Origin of the sequence: Pantoea sp. MBLJ3 (assembly GCF_000816655.1) — a bacterium.
Taxonomy (GTDB): domain Bacteria; phylum Pseudomonadota; class Gammaproteobacteria; order Enterobacterales; family Enterobacteriaceae; genus Pantoea; species Pantoea eucalypti.
Map to the genome: position 1 here is coordinate 1 of NZ_JSUT01000033.1, position 2,030 is coordinate 2,030.

The following is a 2,030-nucleotide window of genomic DNA, read 5'->3' on the forward strand; positions in this document are numbered from 1 at the left end:
GCCAGCGCCAGTTAGCCAGTTAAAAGAAGAGAAGGCTTGTGTATGTTACAACAGCAGATTGTCATTATCGGCGGTGGGTTCACCGGTACCGCGCTGGCGATCCATCTGGCCCGGCTGGGTGAGTCGGGATTGCAGGTAACGGTCATTGAACCGCGCGCGCAGCTTGCGCAGGGCGTGGCATATGGCACTACCGATCCAGCTCACCGCATTAATGTGCCAGCCGCCAAAATGCAGCTGGCAGGTGATGACGAGGGCGCATTCGACCGCGACTATCGCGCATCACCGGCTTTTAGCGCCGATCCGCAGGCACTGTGGCATGACGATAACGTCTATCCGCAACGTGGTGAGTTTGGTCGCTGGGTCAATGCGCAGTTTGAGTCTCAACAGCAGCGCTCACCAGTAAAACTTAACCATCTTCGTGACAGTGCGGTCGCTTTTAAGAATGGGGTGGTGACCACGGCTTCAGGGCAGCAGATCCGGGCCGATCAGGTCGTGCTGGCGATCAGCCATCCACCGCCGGACCTTCCTGTTCTGCTGAAGTCGCTTCAGGACCATCCGGGATTGATTGCTAATCCGTGGCAGAGCGATGCGCTGGCACAAGTCGCCCCTTACGATCGGGTCGCAATCATCGGGTCAGGTCTGACGATGTCAGATGTGGTGGCGTCGCTACATCGTCAGAAGCATCGTGGAGCGATCACCGCTTTCTCCCGCCGTGGACAGCTTCCGCGTGCAAACCTCAGTGGCAGTTCAGAGAACTACACGCTGGATTACAGTCAGCCGCAGACTGCTACCGCGCGCAGTTGGTTACATCGGGTGCGTCAGGAAGTCAGAAATGCGGCGGCGATGAATCTGCCCTGGCAGCTGGTACTGGATGACATCCGCCGTAACGGTCAGCGCATCTGGCAGAGTCTGTCGCTGCACGAGCAGCAACGCTTTCTGCATCATCTTCGCCCCTGGTGGGACGTCCATCGCTACCGGATTGCACCGCAGGTGAGCCAGGTTCTCAGCCAGCAGCAGGCCAGCGGTCAGCTGTCGTTGCTGGCGGCGCGCCTGATCGCAGCCGAATCGGGTGGCGAAACGCTCCGGCTTACGCTGCGCCTGCGTGGCGCGCAATCGCATATGCTCGAGGTGGAGAAAGTGATTGTCACCACCGGCCCCGCGCACAACGCTTTGCTTAACAGCAACGCGCTGTTGAGACAGCTGCAGAGTGACGGCGTGATTCAGCCCGATCCGCTGGCGCTGGGAATCCATGTTAATGCGCTGTCACAGACGCTGAATGTTAACGGTGAAGCGAATTCCAGTCTTTACGTCGCCGGGCCTGCCGCTCGGGGTCGTTTTGGCGAGCTGATGGGATTACCGCAGGTGGCGGAACATGCTGAATCTGTCGCACGGCAACTGCTTAGCACCCCGCCACTGTCGCTCAGCGAGCGATGTCCTGGCTCACTGACGTACTAAATCCCCGACCTTAAACCACATTATTAATAGTGGGCGGCAAGCGATTGCCGCATCCGCTCAGGAGTCGCTATGTCATCGCAACGTGAAATTCGCCTGAATGCTTTCGATATGAACTGTGTCGGTCATCAGTCACCCGGCTTGTGGGCGCATCCCCGTGACCGCTCATGGCAGTACAAAGACCTGGAGTACTGGACCGATTTAGCGCGGCTGCTGGAGCGCGGTAAGTTTGATGGGTTGTTTATTGCTGACGTGCTGGGTGTCTATGACGTGCTCAACGGTAATAACCATGCCGCTATCCGTCAGGCTACGCAGGTGCCGGTAAATGATCCGCTGGCGTTAATCACGCCGATGGCCATGGTGACAGAACATCTGGGCTTTGGCCTGACTGCCTCGCTGTCCTTTGAACACCCCTACCCGTTTGCGAGGCGGATCTCGACCCTGGATCATCTGACCAAGGGCCGTATTGGCTGGAATATTGTGACCTCCTATCTGGAAAGTGGTGCGCGCAATATCGGGCATCAGGCTCAGACCGACCACGATGCGCGCTACGACTATGCCGATGAGTATCTGCAGGT

The 2,030-nt window shown here is 58.1% G+C and carries 2 protein-coding genes; both read left to right on the plus strand.

Annotated features, from left to right (window positions below; all coding sequences use genetic code 11):
• Nucleotides 1-42: 42 nt before the first annotated feature.
• Nucleotides 43-1,455 carry an FAD/NAD(P)-binding protein gene (locus NP77_RS22555; RefSeq protein ID WP_039662028.1) on the plus strand — a complete coding sequence of 471 codons (1,413 nt, stop codon included), beginning with the start codon at nt 43-45 and terminating at the stop codon, nt 1,453-1,455.
• A gap of 69 nt (nt 1,456-1,524) precedes the next feature.
• On the plus strand, nt 1,525-2,030 hold a 506-nt coding region (locus NP77_RS22560), incomplete at its 3' end, for an LLM class flavin-dependent oxidoreductase (protein ID WP_039662030.1).

Coding starts and splice junctions, on each gene's coding strand:
- NP77_RS22555 (WP_039662028.1), top strand. CDS start 43: ATGTTACAACAGCAGATTGTCATTATCGGCGGTGGGTTCACCGGTACC.